The following is a 15,740-nucleotide window of genomic DNA, read 5'->3' as shown; positions in this document are numbered from 1 at the left end:
CTGCAGGGTTGCACCTATTGATCAAAGCAAAAGTAACGATGCGGTGAGTCCCATTGTAAAGATATTTGAGAAAACGAGCCCCATAGGCTAATTTAATGGATTTGGTATCATCTCACAAATAGTTATGGAATAGAGTGAAGTCCATGACCTTTACTTCCTGTTTTTCGGTATCTAGGTTTAAGGCCCTGAAAAAGTTATTTTGAAAAGGGGTATCATTGATATACATAGAAGTAAATATGGAATCCAAATTGGTTACTTGTTTCTATGGCATTTCAAGCTTTAGAAGTATTTGCAAGGTTCTCCCATATATCGTTAAATAAACTATATGGTTTTTGTAAATTTAGCTTTGAATAATGCCTGTAATCGATAAGAAATCAATAGCTGTCTTGCCATTTGTTAATTTGAGTAATGATATTAACAATGAATATTTCTGCGATGGCTTAACCGAAGAAATAATTAACGCCTTAGCATCTATAAAGGTATTATTAGTGACCTCTCGTACTTCTTCCTTCTATTTTAAAAACAAAAAAGCAACCTCTAAAGAAATAAGGGAAAAACTAAAGGTAGCTACATTTATAGAAGGCAGTGTAAGGACATCCAAAAATAAAATGCGCATTACTGTGCAAATGATAGATGCTTTGGATGACTTTCATTTCTGGTCAGAAACTTTTGATAGAAATCCTGAAAATATTTTTGAAATTCAAGATGAAATTAGTCTGTTTATCGCTGAAAAATTACGCGAACACATAGGGCATCTCGAAATCGAAGATAAGCTAGTAGAAGCTATTGATGTACCTGTAGCTATTTATAGAGAATATTTGAAAGGAAGGTACTACATCATGAAACTAGATTATAAAAACTCTATAAAGGGTATCAATATCTTAAAAGAAGTAATACATAAATCACCCAATTTTTCAAATCCCTATTTAGATATAAATCTAGCCTATGTTAATATGGGAACTATGGGGCTTTTGCCCGCATTTGAAGCATACGAGAAGGCCCAACCTTATTTGTTAAAGGCATTAGAGCTAGACCCAAACTCATCAAGGTCACAATTGAATTTGGCTTGGATAGAATGCTGGCAAAACTGGAATCTTAAGAAAGCTTACGAACATGCCAATAAGGCTTTGGAGATGCAACAAGCAGACGATATTTACTTAACCATTTCTAATTTTTTGACCGTAGAAGGAAAATTAGATGCGGCAAGTAATTATCTTGACAAAGCCTTACAGTTAGATCCTTATGCCGCTATAAATCATCATTACAAGGGTTTTTTATACTACTTGAAGGAAGATTATAAAACTGCGATACCTTATCTAAAAAAGGCATTAGATTTAGACCCTAAGTTACCCTTTCCACCAATTTATATAGGGATTTGTTTATTGATGTCAGGCAAACCAAATGAAGCTTTGACATATTTCGGTTCACTTGAAGGAGTTTCTGTGAAAGACCTCACCAAATTAGGAGGTGAAACCATGTGCTATGCAAAACTCAATGAAACGGAAAAGTGTAATGATGGATTAAAAGAATTAGAGACGTATTTAAATACTGATCTTGTAGATAAGGCATTTACGTTTTTGATATTAGTAAATGCCTTGTTAGGTAATAACGAAAAGGTAATTGATTTAATAACTCAAGCATACAATAATCGTTTGCCCGTAATTTTATTACTTAATCCATCACCAATTCTTAAACCTGTTAAAAATCACAAAAGGTTTAAAGACATCATGCTAAAAGCCATTCCAGATAATTTAAATTATAAACAGAAAAAGAAGTATAAACAGGCTTTACTAGATTCCAACGAAATCAAAAAGTACTGCAAGGAACTAGAGCAAATAATGATAGACTACAAACTGTATTTAAATCCAGACCTATCCTTAAAAGATTTAGCTTCTTACTTGGAACTTCCTGCCAATTATGTCTCGCAATTATTAAACTTGGGGTTTCAAAAAAACTTCTCTGAGTATATCAATACCTTTAGGGTTAACGAATTTAAAGAGCGCGTTCTTCTAGAAGAAAACAAAGGATTAACCATAATGGCTGTGGCATACGATAGTGGTTTTAATTCTAAAACCGTATTTAATACGTTTTTTAAAAAAATAGAAGGCACAACACCAAACACTTACCTAAAAAGTGTCCAAAAAAAGTAGTCTTATATTTCTTACTTTACTTTTATAAGCTCTCTATCGATATAATTTTAGTTAGTTTTTTAAAATAGTATATATTTGAAAAACAATGCCTTACGGATATTTTATAAAATTAAAACCACATTTTTTGTGATTTTTTAGACACTTCATAAACTAATAGAGTGTAATAATCTTTAAATGCATTCAAAAAAGAAATTCATTCAGGATATAAAAGAAAACGAAGGTATTATTTATAAAACTTCTAGAATTTATTCAAATAATACTGAAGATCAAAAGGACCTATACCAAGAAATTGTGTATCAACTCTGGAAATCTTACGATTCTTTTAAAGAGCATTCTAAAATAAGTACTTGGATGTATCGTATTGCACTAAATACCGCAATCAACAATTTGAAAAAAGAAAAAAGAAAAGGAACTCGAATATCCATTGACGATTTTCTTTTAAATAAAATAGACCATGTTGACACGGTTATGGAAGAACGGGTAACACTGTTATATGCGCATATAAAAAAACTCAGCATTGTAGAAAGAGGAATTATACTACTTTATTTGGAAGGTAAAAACTATGATGAAATTGCTACAATAACTGGTTTTACAAATACCAATATTGGTACACGTTTAGGTAGGATTAAAAGCAAATTAAAATCTCAAATTAAGAAATAATAGAATAATGGAACTAGAAGAAATGAAATCCCAATGGGTAGATATGAGTCACAAAGTTGACCAACAAAAAATATTGACAGATCAATTGATTATAGATTTAACCAAGGAACGTTTTAATACTAAAATGCGGGCTATATCTGTCCCAGAATCAATATCAGCACTCATGTGTTTTGCTGCTGTACTGTTTATTATTAGCAATTTTAATTCATTAGATGTATGGTACTTAAAGCTTTCAGGTGTATTTGCAATTATTGCTTGTTTGGTACTACCTGTGCTGTCTTTAAAATCAATTCAAAAAATGAAGTCTGTGCATATATCTAAAAGCACTTTTAAAGAAACTGTAGAAGCATATGCAAAAGGTAAATCAAAGTTTATGCAAATTCAAAAAATAAGTTTTTACACCAGCTTTTTAGTACTGGTAGCTTTGGTTATTGTATTTGGTAAAATCATAAAAGATATCGATGTATTTACAATGACAGAAAAGCTAAATTGGTTAGTCCCTTCTGGTATTGGGGTCTTGTTTATATTCTCACAATGGGTACTAAAAAAATACAAGAAGGCAACAGAGTCAGCAAATACCATATTGCAGGAACTAGAAGACTAGCCCTATCATAATCTAATAATCATAACTAGGTAACGTATTTATTTTAATTCTGAATGTTATTCGGATAGGAAAAATACGTTCAAATTCTAACACATTTAAACTTCATAAAATGAAAAAAATACACATCACATGCGCTATACTTATGTACTCGGTTTTGAGTTTTTCTCAAGACATTACAGGCATATGGAACGGAACAGCAAAATTAGGAGAAGACAAAGAAATCAGTTTTATTTTTAATATTAAAAACATTGAAAATGAATATGTTACGGAGTTTTCAATACCCAAGCAACGTGTTACTGCTCTAAAACCTCAAAAAACGACTTTTGAAAATGGTGTATTACTTATAGATGGTGCAAACTTAGGTGTAAAGTACGAAGGTAAATTCAATCAAACATTAAAACAGTTTGAAGGCACATTTACCGAAGGTGTGAATCAACTTCCTTTAAACTTGAAAAAAGGAAAGCTAAAATTGGAAGCTAAAAATAATAGACCTCAAGAACCTGTTAAACCGTATCCCTATAATGAAGAAGAAGTAGTTTTTGAGAATAAGGAAGCTAATGTATCACTTGTTGGAACATTAACCATACCTAAAAAATCTGGAAAATCTCCAGCTGTTATTTTAATAAGTGGTAGTGGTCCACAAGATAGAGACGAAACATTTGCAAATCACAAACCTTTTTGGATAATTGCAGATCATTTAACTCGCCAAGGTATTGCAGTTTTGCGTTTTGATGATCGTGGTGTAGGAAAATCGACAGGTAATTTTAGTAATGCTACTACAAAAGATTTTTCAACAGATGTAGTAAGTGCTGTAAAGTATCTAAAATCAAGAGCAGATATTGATGCTAATGATATCGGATTAATAGGTCATAGCGAAGGTGGTATTATTGCTCCTTTAGCAGCAAATCAAACAAAAGGCGTGTCTTTTATGGTTTTATTGGCTTCTACAGGAATTCCTGGGAGTGAAATATCATTAATGCAGTCTATATCAATGAGGCCTTTTCCTGTACCAAATGAAGCAGAATATGAACGAGCCATTAGAAAAGCAATTAAAATTGCGTCTTCAGACAACGAATTATCAATAATTAAAAAAGAATTGACAAATCATTACAACAAAACGATTGCTCCTATATTAGAACCATTAGTTGGTAATGATGCCAAAGTGAATGAAATTATTGAAGGTTTAATCGAAACAAGAACTACACCTTGGGTTCGCTATTTTTATAATTACAATCCTGCTACTGAAATCGAAAAATTAAAAATTCCTGTATTGTCCTTAAATGGTAGTAAAGATACCCAAGTAAAAGCCAAAATAAATCAAAATGGAATACGTCAAGCTTTGATTAAAGGAGGTAATCAAGATTATAAAATCATAGAATTAGAAAACTTAAACCACTTTTTTCAAGAGTGTGAAACTGGAAAGATGGACGAATATCAAAAGATAGAGCAAACGTTTTCCCCAATAGCATTAAAAGAAATTTCGAGTTGGATATTAGAGCATGTAAATTAATTCGTTCGGATTCATAAAACAGAATGGTTTAAGAATGGCTTAAACTTAGTTTTGTCTAATAATAAATTTTAAATCATGAGAAAATATATAACTGTAGTTCTGTTATTGTTTACAATGATAACTTTTGCACAGTCTGCTTCCAAAAATCAAAAGAATGTGCTCATAATTGTAAGTAGTTACGGTAAAGATAATGGTAAAACACGACCAGGATTTGAGTTTGAAGAGTTTGTAGATGCCTACAATATTTTTACTTCAAATAATAGTAAGGTTACCGTGGCTAGTCCTAAAGGTGGTAGTGTTGTGGCAGATAAATTTGACGCAACCAAAGAAAAAAATAATGCTTTTTTTACAAATAAGAATACAGCTTCCATACTTTCACAAACAGTAGCCACTTCACAGGTAGACGCAGATGACTATGATGCTATCTATATTATTGGTGGTAAGGGTGCAATGTTCGATGTTCCATATGACCCTTCATTACAAGATATAATACTAAATCTATACAATCGAAAAGGTACAGTTTTGGCTTCTGTTTGTCATGGTACTTCTGCCTTTATTAATGTGAAACACCAAAACAATTATATTTTAGATAATGAAAGGATTACAGGATTTTCTAATGAGGAAGAAAAAATTTTTAAGAGTAAATGGATAGATGAATTCCCATTTTTATTGGAAGATGCCGTAAAGTCTAGAGGTGCAAAATATCAAAAAAGTAGTTTTATGCTAGAAAACGTGGTCATTTCTGGCAAGTTTATAACAGGGCAGAATCCAGCTTCCACAAAAGTTTCGGCGGAAGCTGTGGTGAATGCTTTAGGAGTGAAGCCTGTGCAAAGAGCTAAGGATAGTAAAGAGAAGTTAGAAAAAGGGATGCGTTTAATCACTTTTGGTAAACCTTATTTTTTCAATGAAAACTTTCAGTTATTAGTAGCAAAAACACAGCTGAATCTTCAAAACACAGAACAAGCAAAAAAAAACACTTGAAGAGCTAATTGAAAAAAATCTTTTAAAAGAGGAAGCTACAACGTTACTTAATGGGATTACTAAAAGCTAAATAATGAAGAAAAAAGTTTTATTTTTTTTAAAAGTTAGTTGCGCATTAATTTCTATAGTAGTTATAGTTATGGCAACAGCTTATATATGGCCAACGAATACATTACAACCACCAAAATCTTTCGAAGAAACTATCATTAAAAATGTAAGTATTGTCGATGTTAAAACAGGTAAAATAGCTAAGCATCAGTTTGTTTTAATTGAGCACTCTCGTATTACAAAAATTGATAGTACAAATATCATAGTTTCCGATGATGCTTTAATAATCGATGGCACCGATAAATTCCTAATTCCAGGTTTATGGGATATGCATACCCATTCCGATCAACATTCAGAATGGTTGCATCATCCACTGTACATCGCAAATGGCATTACTGGGGTAAGAGATATGTCTGGTCAATTGAATGAAAAGGATAGTTATTGGGTGGGTAGTAAGGAACGTTTGCAATGGAATAAAGATTTAGAACTTAACACCAGGGTTACACCTAGATACGTATTACAAAGCAGTTACCAAATGGATGGTGTAAAAGCCATTCCTGAAGATGCACCAGACTTTTTTAAACTGCAAAATCCATCCCAAGTAGATTCATTGCTACAATTCTATAAAAATGAAAAGGTGGATTTTATTAAGGTGTACCAACAGCTACCAAAGGACACCTATAAAACATTAGCATTAAAAGCACCAGAATATGGGTTGCATCTAGCAGGTCATAAACCCATGTTTCTAAGTTTGGAAGATGCGGTTAACCTAGGACAAAGAAGTTTTGAACACGGACGAATATTCATGTACGAATGTTTCCCGGAAACGGATAGTTTAAAGCATTCAACGAATTGGAAAGCCTATTTTTCTAAATCAAAAGCAAAGATTGTACACCAGTTTGACAGTGTTCAAGCAAAAGCATTGATGCGTTTAATGCAGCAAAAAAAAGCTTATTGGACACCTACCTTACAGACCTTGAAGTTTGAGGCCAATGCGCATAAAAATGAGTTTACCAACAATGAAAATCTAAAATATGTAACCAACATTAGAAAGCGGTTATGGTGGAAATATGATACAGACCATAACAAAGAAAAAAATCTAGAAAGAAAAGGTGAAAATGTAAGTGAACAATTTTTTGAAGCTTCGAAAAATCAACTATCCATGGCACATAGAATGGGGGTGCCCATTATGGCAGGAACAGATGTTATGGACTCTTATGTGTTTGCCGGATTTAGTTTGCACGATGAATTATACGAATTGACTTCTGCTGGGTTGACCAACCTTGAAGCTTTACAAAGTGCAACTATGGTTCCAGCCACCTACTCAAATGCAATCGAGGATTATGGAACCATTGAAATAGGCAAAAAAGCAGACTTGGTTTTACTGGATAAAAATCCCTTACAGGATATAAATAATACAAAAAGCATCAATGGAGTACTGTTAAACGGTGTGTATTATGATGAAGAAAAACTCAGAGAACTAAAGGCGTTTACAGAAACGGCTGCTGGTAGTTTTCATATGAATGTAAAAACTTTTGTAAGCTTACTGAACAGTCCTTTAATACGCGTGCAGTTTGCCGATTAATACATGTGAAAACAGGAAATGAATCATTTATCGGAAACAAATAATTAATGTCCTTTTAGTTTATGATACAACTCAATTTAAATAATATTGATGATGACTACTTCGCTTCAGCTTGGGGGCTTTATGAAGAAGCCTTTCCAGTTTATGAGAGAAGAACATTGGAGGCACAATCATGTTTACTGGAAAACCCTATTTACAAGTTTGATGTATTCATTGAAAAGAATGTGTTCATCGGTTTCGTTATGTGGTGGGATTTTGAAGATTTTCAATACATAGATCACTTTGCCGTAACAAAATCTCTAAGAAGTAAAGGTTATGGAGCCAAAATATTGGAAGATTTTATAAAGGGAAATTCTAATCCCACTTTATTAGAGGTTGAATTACCAGATAGCTCAATCAATAATAGAAGAATTCGATTTTATGAGCGACTTGGGTTTAAGTTAAACTTACACGAATATAAGGTCCCATCAAGTATTGATGATCGTAAAATTGATTTATTGGTTATGACGTACCCTAACTCGATATCTAATGAAAGCTTCCAAAAGTTTGTTTCCAATAATCACCCTAAAATTTTTAAATCCTTTTAGGGGCTTGAAATTAGTTTTGATTTTTAAACTAGAACTTTTCTTTAAAGTTGACAATTAATTTTACCTCATAAATTATTAACAATAATAGACCGCTTGTTGTTTTCTTTGGTAATATTTAAAAATGCGTCATAATTTATAGTCTTGCCTCATAATTTATAGTACTGCGCTAAACTTATTAACTCTTGCTTCATAACTGTTTACTGTTGCTTCAAGGTTCATCGCATCTTTGTACCATCAAATCGGAACAGTTATTCTAAAAATTCAAAATCAATTAATTAGAATGCTGTTTGCTGATTAAAAGATTTGGTTCTGGTTTTTAAAGTAGAACTTTTTGGTTGCAAAGTCTATTTAATTTTATCAAAAATCTAATAATTATAACAAAAATGAAAATTGAAAAAAGTGGAAAGGGTCTAAAATTAGGAATAGGGATTATACTAGGTGCTATAGTTGGTTACTTGACCTCAAATATGCAATTGTGGTTTGTTTTAGGGATTGCCATAGGTTCAGCATTAGAATATGGTGCCAAAAAAAATCATAAAAAATAAAAATCACTCATTACACATTCCACTTTTTTTTAAGCATTAGCTATTAATGCTTGTAACATCAGAAACAAAAATCAAAAAATCAAAAAGCGAACAATCATGAAATCAATTAAAATGAAAACAATCAAAAAACAAATGGTATCAAGAATGGCTTGCGTAGCCTTTGCATTAGTATCAAGTATAACATACGCTCAAAACGCAAATCCAGAAACAACAACAACACAGCGAGATGGCTTTATTATTGAATTTTCAGTAGGTGGAGGTCTAATCAGTTTAGAAGATAGTGAAGGTATTCAAACGTTCGACACATCTCAAGGAACGTTTGTTTTACCAGATTTAAAGTTGGGCTATATGTTAAATGAAAAACTAGCCATTACTGCCGCAATGCCAGGAAATATTTATGAATTTCAGGATAATGACAGGCATTTCGGAGGTTTTATTCCATCGCTACAATATTGGGTAAAAGATCGTTGGTGGATTCACGGTGGAATTGGTTTAGCAATAGATTCGCCAGCATTATATGATATTAAAGACAATGTAAATGACGATTGGAATTTTGGTTGCGCTGTTATGGCAAGTACAGGTTACGAAATTTACAAAAAGAAAAACTTCGCACTTAATGTGCAGTCAAAACTAGTTTTGGGTCGTGCGTCTTTAGAAGGAGATGCACACAGAGATGCAGTAATCTTTAATATAGGGTTAGGCTTTAGCTGGTTATAAGCTTTAACATAAATAGTGAGTTATCCCCTATTCACAACCCTATTAAAAAGAAACTTTTTATAATTATGAATACAAAAACATTACAAAAACTTGGTGGATTTTGCTCAATTTCACTTGGATTAATCTACATCATAGCGTTTATAGTTTATGGTGGAATATTAGCGTATCCAAAGGCAGACGCAACGGATATTGAAAGAGTAAACTTCTTGTCTGAAAACTATGTAATGCTTTCAACAACAAACTTAATAAGTTATGTTTTATTTGGAATTTTACTTGCTGTATTAGTTGTTTCAATACACCAAAAAATAAAAGATAATTTGCCAAATTTTTCGATACTCGCTTCTGTTTTTGGAGTAATCTGGGTTGGCTTAGTTATAGCCAGTGGAATGATTGCAAATATTGGACTTAATTCTGTCATTAAAATTGGAATTGAGGAGCCACAAAAAGCTATATCAATCTGGACAAGTACTGGTATTGTTTCAGAAGGACTTGGTGGAGGAAATGAAATTGTTGGAGCAATTTGGGTATTACTTTTAAGTATAGCAGCTTTAAAATATTCGTTTTTCTCAAAACCATTGAACTTTTTAGGCCTACTTGTTGCGCTTGCAGGCATTCTAACCATTTTACCTTTCGTCGTATTCAAAGAAATTTTTGGGATTAGTCAGATTGTTTGGTTTGTATGGATTGGAATAGCAATGATTCGTAAACCACATAAATCGTTTGCTCACAAGGAATCAAGTTAATATGCGAACAAAAATTTTTAATTATTCCTAACTAATTGTTAGGTTTCATTCAAACAAGCTAAATGATAAATAAAAGTTTTGAAAAAGCAAAAGAGCAAAGTAAATTATTAGAAAATGATTTGTATAAGAATCCTCAAAAGTACCGCGTATTAACGGGAGATAGACCTACAGGTAATTTGCATCTTGGACACTATTTTGGCTCTATTATAAACCGATTAAAATTACAAAGCTTGGGAATTGAGACTTATATTTTAATTGCTGATTATCAAGTGTTGACAGATAGAAATGTTTTTAATGAAATTTCAAAATTCACCTATGAACTAACTTTGGACTATTTAGCCTGTGGATTAGACCCTGAAAATTATAAAACTCATATTTTTCCACATAGTCATATTCCTGAATTAAATCAACTAACTATTCCATTTCTGACATTAGTTTCCAGTTCAGAATTAAACAAAAATCCAACTGTTAAAGAAGAAATTACTGCTTCAGGACTGAGTAATATTAATGCAGGAATGTATATCTATCCAGTTCATCAAGCTGCTGACATTTTGTTTTGTAAAAGTAATGTGGTTCCTGTTGGAAAAGATCAATTACCTCATATAGAATTAACTCGGAAAATTGCAAAGCGCTTTAATACCAAATTCAATAAAAATATTTTTACAGAACCAGTTGCATTTTTTACTGATACCCCTACTATTCTTGGGTTAGACGGTATTCAAAAAATGAGTAAAAGTCGCAACAATTCAATTATGATAAAGTCAACAGCTGACGAAACAGCAAAACTAATAAAATCTGCCAAAACTGATTCAAGTCGTTACATATCTTACGACCCCGAAAACAGACCAGAGGTTTCCAACTTACTTAAGTTAGCTTCCTTATGTTCAGATAAAAGTCCAACAGATATTGCTGATAAAATTGGCGACCAAGGTTCAGGAAAACTTAAACAGCTAACAGAAGAAGCCATAAACACATATTTTGAGCCTATTAGAAAAAAAAGAATAGAGCTTGAAAAAAATAAAGATTATGTCAGGGATATTTTGCTTAAAGGTATAAGTAAAGCGAGAGAAACAGCTATTGGAACGTTGAGTGAAGTCACTGAGGCAATGAATATGAAAATATAATAGCACTACATCCAGCAAAGAACTGAAATCGGACTCGATTCAATCTTTTTATTTTGAAAGAATAGATTTGATTTTGAATGGAATCTCGAAGAACAAATAAAGCGAACGGAAGCATTTCAAAAAAACAAAATAACTAAAACCATTACTTAATTCTACTTTTTCAAGAAGGTAAACTTCATACAAATATCAATCAATCAATAATCATCATTAATCAAAAAACATCATCATGAAAAAAACTTTAATTACCTTGACTTTGTGCGGACTAACATTAATCGCCAAAGCTCAAAACACAAGTGTAGAAAAATCAACATTCGGATTACAAACTGGAGTTCTAGGAATCTGGGCATATAATGAAGCAAAACTATCAAATACCCTAGCACTGAGAACAGAGATTGGTTTTGATTTTGGTATTTGGGAATCTACGTATTATGATGATTATGATTCTCCATTTCTACTAACACCTGTAATAGTTGTGGAGCCAAGATTTTATTATAACCTCGAAAAACGTTCAAAAAACTCAAAAAGAATTGATGGGAATAGTGGCAACTTTATTGCTTTAAAAATGGGTTATCATCCAGATTGGTTTGTCTTATTCAATACTGACGATGCTCCTGTGGTAAGTGATTTTTCTATTATACCCACTTGGGGAATTAGAAGAAATTTAGGTAAACACTTTAATTATGAAGCAGGTCTTGGTGCAGGATTTAGTTACACATTTGCTAAACGTGCTGGTTATTTAAACAACAAAAGTGAAATGGAATTAAATATGCACTTGCGTATAGGATATAGGTTTTAGCAAAAACAATAATAATTTGAATATCAAAATGGAAAAGACCTTCATAACACTACTTATCGCTGGAATACTTTCTTTGCAATCTTGTGATGCAAAAAAACAAAAAACTAAAGATAATAATATACCAACCATTAAAAACCCATATCTGGGACAAAAACCACCAGGATTAAGACCTTTACCATTTGCTCCAGGTCTTGTGTCTACGGATTTGTATGAAGTCAATAGTGCATTCACCCCAGATATGAAAGCGTTTTATTTTATTAGAAGAGGAGAAGAAAATAAAAAATCAGCTTTTTACGAATACAAATACAGCGAAATTAATGGGGAATGGAAGAAATCTGAAATAGCATCTCCATGGATAGGAAGACCGGTAATATCCCCAGATGGACAAACCATGCATTTAGGTGACAGATATTTAAAAAGAACGGAATCTGGATGGTCAGAATTACAAAAACTAGAACCTCCAACTGTAAGTAATGATTCTATGTATATTATGCGCCTCTCATCATCTTCAAATGGGACGTACTATTTTGACACCTATAAAGAGAATGATTCAACGTTTCCAATTCGCTATTCGCGTTTAATTAACGGTAAACATGAAGAGCCCAAGGCCTTACCCAAAGCAATAAATAAAGGAACCTTTTTGAGCCATCCTTTTATAGCACCAGATGAATCGTATTTGTTATTTGATGCTCAAAGAGAAGATGGTTATGGAGATTCAGATATTTACATCAGTTTTAAACAAAAAGATGGTACTTGGGGTAATGGAATTAATTTGGGAGATAAAATAAACACCAACGCCTGGGAAGCTTCAGCAAGTATAACGCCAGATGGCAAGTACCTTTTCTTTAGTAGAAATGTTGGATCAGACGATTTTGAAAATGTAGATGTTTTTTGGGTAGATGCAAAAGTTATCTATGCTCTTAAAAAGGAATAATGAAAAGGAAAGGTTTGTTCCAATTTCAAAATGCGAACTTTTGTACCCCACATTTTAACCAACTTTGCTATCAACAAAAACAATTATGAAAGCAATAGAATGTCTAAAATATGGGGAGGTAGATAATCTGGTGCTAAGTCATGTAAAAAAACCATCACCAAAAGCTAATGAAGTACTAATAAAGATACATGCAACTTCAGTTACCACAAGCGATGTTCTAATTCGGAGAATGAATGAACCTTTCATTCCTAAACTTATACTCCAACTCATATTTGGTTTTGGCCGTCCAAGAAACCCTGTATTGGGGATGGTAACAGCTGGTATTGTTGAGCGTAAAGGTAAAGATGTAACATTGTTCGAAATTGGGGATGAGGTTTTTGCGTATGGTTCAATCTCGCCTACCAAACTTCGTTTTGGTTCTTATGCAGAATATATTTGTTTACCAGAAGATTGGAATCTAGCCCTAAAACCTGTAAATCTTAGTTTTGAGGAAGCTGCAGCGATACCTTATGGTGGCTTGCTTGCTACTCATTTATTAAAAAAGACGAGCATAAACAAGGGCGACAATGTTTTAATTTATGGAGCGTCAGGAAGTATAGGCACAATGGTCATTCAATTGGCGAAGCATTTGGGTGCTCATGTCACTAGTGTTTGTAGTGGTAGAAACTTCGAATTAGTAACTTCTTTAGGAAGTGATAAGGTGATTGACTACACGATAGAAAATGCTGAAAAACAATTGGAAAGGTATAAATATGTGATTGATGCCGTAGGCAACTCAAAATCATCGATACTAAAAGAAAAGAGCAAAAAAGTATTGGCTTTGAATGGCAAATACATATCCATAGATCATGGCACTCCATTAACACCAAAAGAAGCTTTTTTTAATTTAAAAAGGTTAGCAGAACAAGAGAAACTAAGACCTGTTATTGATAGAGTATATTCTTTAGAAAAAATGGCCGAAGCTCATAAATATGTGGAGATGGGTCATAAAAGAGGAAATGTGGTCATCACTATTTAGCTCGCTATGGATTTTCCCAATTTATAAATCATCAACTCGTGCTGAGCCCAGTCGAAGCATCAAAAAACGAACAGTGTATTTTTGTCAAATCAAAAGAAGGAAAAGAAAAAATATAACCACAACTACCACTTATTTCTGACTGATATAATCTGATGTTTAAATTTAACCAAATGAAAATAGTAAAACGACTTTTAAAAATTGTATTCGCTCTCATTGGCCTGCTTGTGCTAATAGGAATCATTACACTTTGGGTTGATTCATCAGGAACAAATTACCTTGAGATTAATAAGAATGAAACTGCATCTAATAATTCTTACCTGATAAAAAAAGTCAATGTCATCCCAATGAATCAGGACACTGTTTTAGTTGATAAAATGGTGTATATAAAAAAAGGAGTTATTGAAAAGATTGCAGACACTATTGAGGTCAAAGGGATTGAAATTATTAATGCAAAGAACAAATACCTAACACCAGGACTTATAGATATGCATGTGCATGTGTGGGATAGATATGAACTCGGACTCTACCTATCCAACGGTGTAACAGCAGTTAGAAATCTTTGGGGTATGCCAATGCATTTAAGAATTAAAGAAGATGTAATGGAAGAAAATATTTTTTCACCATCGTTTTTTACAACAGGACCAAAACTAACAGGCTCTGAATTCATTGGTGATGACAATTTAAATCTAAGTAATCCGAGTGAAGCTAAAGACAAGGTTGTAGAATATAAAGACAGAGGTTACGATTTCATCAAAACGTATTATGGATTGGATAAGGAAGTTTTTGATGCAGTGATTGAACAAGCCAAGATTTCTGAAATGGACATTGTTGCTCACCCTTCTCAAAAAGTACCATTTTCATATCATTTAAACCCACAAATCAAATCCATTGAACATGCTGAAGAAATTGTGCAGCAACCTTTGCAGTTTGATTTAGATACCCTTAAGCTTCAGGCTGTTATTGATTCTATTTCCGCGTCTAAACATACAAGTTATAGTCCTACACTTACGGTGTTTCATAATATTTATCAAATGATGATGGATGATGACATTTTAGATTCAGAATCATTGAAGTATATGAATCCACTCATTAAAATGGATGATAGCAAAAGACAATTTGAGCGTTGGTATAATGCCAAGCAAGAAGATCCTACGACCGTTGAGCGGATAAAAAAACAGCATGATTTTCACATGAACATCGTTAATAAACTGCATGAAGCTGGAGTACCTATAATTTGTGGCACTGATGGTGGTATTGGAGTTACGCTTCCAGGGTTTTCAATTCATACAGAACTGGCCTTTTACAAAGAAGCTGGCCTTTCTAATTATGAAGTGTTGAAAACAGCTACTGTCAATGCTTCTCGAACGCATTCAATGATGAATCAACTTGGAACTATTGAAGAGGGCAAGATTGCTAATTTGTTATTAGTGGATGAAAACCCGCTTTTTAAGTTGTCTTCGCTTAAAAAACCCACCTATGTTTTTGTGAAGGGGCGAAAATTGGACAGAGCGACTTTGGATTCTTTTAATGAAAAGGCAAAAAATCGAAAGAATTTAATAGCTACTGCTCTGAGGTATTTGGAAAACCTAATCATTGAAAAATAAACTACTGGTAAAAATGTATATGAAATCAGAAAAATTAAAATAAGATTTAATAGAAAGGCTTGTTTGCATCATAATTTATAGAACTGCGTCATAATTTTCAATCTATCATCAAACTTTATACATAAGGCTTCATA

At 32.7% G+C, this 15,740-nt stretch carries 15 protein-coding genes; all 15 read left to right on the top strand.

The window, feature by feature from the left end:
• The first annotated feature begins 353 nt into the window (after positions 1-353).
• The 15 genes from EJ994_RS05605 to EJ994_RS05535 all read left to right on the top strand — a co-directional run bounded on the left by EJ994_RS05605 (position 354) and on the right by EJ994_RS05535 (position 15,606).
• Positions 354-2,150, top strand: a complete 1,797-nt coding sequence (locus EJ994_RS05605) for a helix-turn-helix domain-containing protein (protein WP_054557945.1) — start codon at positions 354-356, stop codon at positions 2,148-2,150.
• Positions 2,151-2,324: 174 nt separating this feature from the next.
• Positions 2,325-2,810 (top strand): RNA polymerase sigma factor, encoded by a 486-nt coding sequence (locus EJ994_RS05600; RefSeq protein ID WP_054557944.1) that lies wholly within the window; start codon positions 2,325-2,327, stop codon positions 2,808-2,810.
• A 7-nt stretch (positions 2,811-2,817) separates the two neighbouring features.
• The gene (locus tag EJ994_RS05595; RefSeq protein WP_054557943.1) at positions 2,818-3,414 is read left to right on the top strand and encodes a hypothetical protein; all 597 of its coding nucleotides are present in this window, start codon (positions 2,818-2,820) and stop codon (positions 3,412-3,414) included.
• A gap of 109 nt (positions 3,415-3,523) precedes the next feature.
• Positions 3,524-4,924: an alpha/beta hydrolase family protein gene (locus tag EJ994_RS05590; protein ID WP_054557942.1), complete on the top strand. Its 1,401-nt coding sequence runs from the start codon at positions 3,524-3,526 to the stop codon at positions 4,922-4,924.
• Between the two features lie 75 nt (positions 4,925-4,999).
• A complete protein-coding gene (locus tag EJ994_RS05585) occupies positions 5,000-5,905 on the top strand; it encodes a type 1 glutamine amidotransferase domain-containing protein (protein WP_054557941.1) in 906 nt (301 codons plus the stop codon).
• A 73-nt stretch (positions 5,906-5,978) separates the two neighbouring features.
• The gene (locus EJ994_RS05580) at positions 5,979-7,538 is read left to right on the top strand and encodes an amidohydrolase family protein (protein WP_083467470.1); all 1,560 of its coding nucleotides are present in this window, start codon (positions 5,979-5,981) and stop codon (positions 7,536-7,538) included.
• 62 nt (positions 7,539-7,600) lie between these two features.
• On the top strand, positions 7,601-8,125 hold the full coding sequence (locus EJ994_RS05575; protein ID WP_054557939.1) for a GNAT family N-acetyltransferase: 525 nt from the start codon (positions 7,601-7,603) through the stop codon (positions 8,123-8,125).
• A 383-nt stretch (positions 8,126-8,508) separates the two neighbouring features.
• Positions 8,509-8,670 (top strand): hypothetical protein, encoded by a 162-nt coding sequence (locus EJ994_RS05570; protein WP_164674148.1) that lies wholly within the window; start codon positions 8,509-8,511, stop codon positions 8,668-8,670.
• 96 nt (positions 8,671-8,766) lie between these two features.
• Complete coding sequence (locus EJ994_RS05565; RefSeq protein WP_241240862.1) at positions 8,767-9,387, top strand: hypothetical protein; 621 nt, start codon at positions 8,767-8,769, stop codon at positions 9,385-9,387.
• A 65-nt stretch (positions 9,388-9,452) separates the two neighbouring features.
• Positions 9,453-10,130 carry a hypothetical protein gene (locus EJ994_RS05560; RefSeq protein ID WP_054557936.1) on the top strand — a complete coding sequence of 226 codons (678 nt, stop codon included), beginning with the start codon at positions 9,453-9,455 and terminating at the stop codon, positions 10,128-10,130.
• A gap of 62 nt (positions 10,131-10,192) precedes the next feature.
• Complete coding sequence (trpS, locus tag EJ994_RS05555; RefSeq protein WP_054557935.1) at positions 10,193-11,254, top strand: tryptophan--tRNA ligase; 1,062 nt, start codon at positions 10,193-10,195, stop codon at positions 11,252-11,254.
• Positions 11,255-11,480: 226 nt separating this feature from the next.
• Positions 11,481-12,050: a hypothetical protein gene (locus EJ994_RS05550; protein ID WP_054557934.1), complete on the top strand. Its 570-nt coding sequence runs from the start codon at positions 11,481-11,483 to the stop codon at positions 12,048-12,050.
• A gap of 28 nt (positions 12,051-12,078) precedes the next feature.
• Entirely contained in the window at positions 12,079-12,984 is a 906-nt protein-coding gene (locus EJ994_RS05545; protein ID WP_054557933.1) for a PD40 domain-containing protein, read from the top strand.
• A gap of 85 nt (positions 12,985-13,069) precedes the next feature.
• Positions 13,070-14,002, top strand: coding sequence for an NAD(P)-dependent alcohol dehydrogenase (locus EJ994_RS05540; protein WP_054557932.1), 933 nt, complete (start codon positions 13,070-13,072; stop codon positions 14,000-14,002).
• Between the two features lie 170 nt (positions 14,003-14,172).
• Positions 14,173-15,606 (top strand): amidohydrolase family protein, encoded by a 1,434-nt coding sequence (locus EJ994_RS05535; RefSeq protein ID WP_054558033.1) that lies wholly within the window; start codon positions 14,173-14,175, stop codon positions 15,604-15,606.
• The last annotated feature ends 134 nt before the right edge of the window (positions 15,607-15,740 follow it).

This window comes from Maribacter sp. MJ134 (assembly GCF_003970695.1).
Lineage (GTDB): Bacteria > Bacteroidota > Bacteroidia > Flavobacteriales > Flavobacteriaceae > Maribacter.
This window is presented reverse-complemented; position numbering and strand designations above follow the sequence as displayed.

What these genes read in the sequence shown, in the direction of transcription:
- EJ994_RS05540 (WP_054557932.1), top strand. Translation starts at nt 13,070, where the DNA reads ATGAAAGCAATAGAATGTCTAAAATATGGGGAGGTAGATAATCTGGTG.
- EJ994_RS05550 (WP_054557934.1), top strand. Translation starts at nt 11,481, where the DNA reads ATGAAAAAAACTTTAATTACCTTGACTTTGTGCGGACTAACATTAATC.
- EJ994_RS05575 (WP_054557939.1), top strand. Translation starts at nt 7,601, where the DNA reads ATGATACAACTCAATTTAAATAATATTGATGATGACTACTTCGCTTCA.
- EJ994_RS05590 (WP_054557942.1), top strand. Translation starts at nt 3,524, where the DNA reads ATGAAAAAAATACACATCACATGCGCTATACTTATGTACTCGGTTTTG.
- EJ994_RS05570 (WP_164674148.1), top strand. Translation starts at nt 8,509, where the DNA reads ATGAAAATTGAAAAAAGTGGAAAGGGTCTAAAATTAGGAATAGGGATT.
- EJ994_RS05605 (WP_054557945.1), top strand. Translation starts at nt 354, where the DNA reads ATGCCTGTAATCGATAAGAAATCAATAGCTGTCTTGCCATTTGTTAAT.
- EJ994_RS05545 (WP_054557933.1), top strand. Translation starts at nt 12,079, where the DNA reads ATGGAAAAGACCTTCATAACACTACTTATCGCTGGAATACTTTCTTTG.
- EJ994_RS05565 (WP_241240862.1), top strand. Translation starts at nt 8,767, where the DNA reads ATGAAATCAATTAAAATGAAAACAATCAAAAAACAAATGGTATCAAGA.
- EJ994_RS05600 (WP_054557944.1), top strand. Translation starts at nt 2,325, where the DNA reads ATGCATTCAAAAAAGAAATTCATTCAGGATATAAAAGAAAACGAAGGT.
- EJ994_RS05585 (WP_054557941.1), top strand. Translation starts at nt 5,000, where the DNA reads ATGAGAAAATATATAACTGTAGTTCTGTTATTGTTTACAATGATAACT.
- EJ994_RS05595 (WP_054557943.1), top strand. Translation starts at nt 2,818, where the DNA reads ATGGAACTAGAAGAAATGAAATCCCAATGGGTAGATATGAGTCACAAA.
- EJ994_RS05580 (WP_083467470.1), top strand. Translation starts at nt 5,979, where the DNA reads ATGAAGAAAAAAGTTTTATTTTTTTTAAAAGTTAGTTGCGCATTAATT.
- EJ994_RS05535 (WP_054558033.1), top strand. Translation starts at nt 14,173, where the DNA reads ATGAAAATAGTAAAACGACTTTTAAAAATTGTATTCGCTCTCATTGGC.
- trpS (WP_054557935.1), top strand. Translation starts at nt 10,193, where the DNA reads ATGATAAATAAAAGTTTTGAAAAAGCAAAAGAGCAAAGTAAATTATTA.
- EJ994_RS05560 (WP_054557936.1), top strand. Translation starts at nt 9,453, where the DNA reads ATGAATACAAAAACATTACAAAAACTTGGTGGATTTTGCTCAATTTCA.